The 1,252-nt window shown below is 27.4% G+C and carries 1 protein-coding gene; it reads right to left on the minus strand.

The genetic code is table 11. The features are described from left to right. Nucleotides 1-7: 7 nt before the first annotated feature. The coding region (locus AJ882_RS00285; protein WP_148127814.1) for a motility associated factor glycosyltransferase family protein at nucleotides 8-1,252 on the minus strand (1,245 nt) is incomplete at its 5' end.

The following is a 1,252-nucleotide window of genomic DNA, read 5'->3' on the forward strand; positions in this document are numbered from 1 at the left end:
TCTTCTCTCACCTTCTCACCCTTTCCATCCATTTATCTAATTTTCTTTCTTTAAGTTTTTCTTCTAAAGGAAGTATATTTTTAATCAAAGCATTTTCTTGTGCTTTAATATGCCCATAAACTAATTCCATAAATTCTAAATGTTCTTTTATCCAAAGAATGCTTTTATTAAAAGCATCTTCTTTGGTTTTAGGATTTAAAACATAAATTCTAGCAAGATTAAGTTCAAATTGAGTTAGTAAGGGACCTAAAATTTGTATCAAATCTTTTTGAGTATTGTAAAGTTCATCTATTTGAGTTTTGGTTTTATCTATATCTTGAATAATTTCTTGAATAAAAATTTCATTTTTTTGAGAATTTTGTAAACTCATAAAAGAGTTTTTTATTTTATCATAAACTTTAATAAAATTATCGTTAAAATCTCTACAATGTTTAATACTTTGATAAACTTTATAATAAGCCTTAAGTAAAAACTCATTTTGTTTATTTAAACTTAAAGGTTCTAATTTTTCAAAAGGTTTATTTAAATCTTTATCAAGTAAATTCTCACAAGCCCATAGAAAAGGTTTTTCTATGGTTCCTTCTATCCTTGCTCCACCTTCGGTGCAGTTGTAGGTGGTGATGTGATACTTAATAATCATTGCTTCTAGGATTTGTTTAAAAAATATCCAAACTTCATGAGTTTTAATTTCTTTTTTCCCACCATAAGCCTCGGTTAAAATATGTTCATACATTTGACTTTCATAATTAGCTGAATTTTGATAATCATCAGGATGAGAATTGCCATTTTCAGCATAAGCTAAATCCTGTCCTATCAAAATGATGTTTTTATGATTGAGTAGAACCGAAAGAAAATATGACATATGTGCAACGCTAGGTGTATTGTATAAAAAATCAAAATATTTAAGCTTTATATAGATTGGAAAATATAAATATCTTGGTATGATAAGATATTTTCTATTTCTACCCTTTAAATACTCAATCGCCTTTGGATGAACAACCCCTGAGCAAACAAACACAATATCCTTATCAAATTCCCCAAAATCATTATTAAAAAACTCAGCAGTAATTTCTGTTCTTTCTAGCATACAAACATAATCAGGCTTTATACCATGTTTAGCTAAAATAGGATAAGAAGAATCTGCACAAAAAATTGTAGCTTTATTAGCATATTTTTTTAACAAAGGAAGTTGTTTAGTAAGAGATGGTCCTGTAGAAACAATGATAGCTGTATCACTTATACCCTTTCTTTT

The sequence above is a fragment of the Campylobacter sp. BCW_6461 genome, from assembly GCF_001762735.1.
In the GTDB taxonomy this organism is placed as follows: Bacteria; Campylobacterota; Campylobacteria; order Campylobacterales; family Campylobacteraceae; genus Campylobacter_D; species Campylobacter_D jejuni.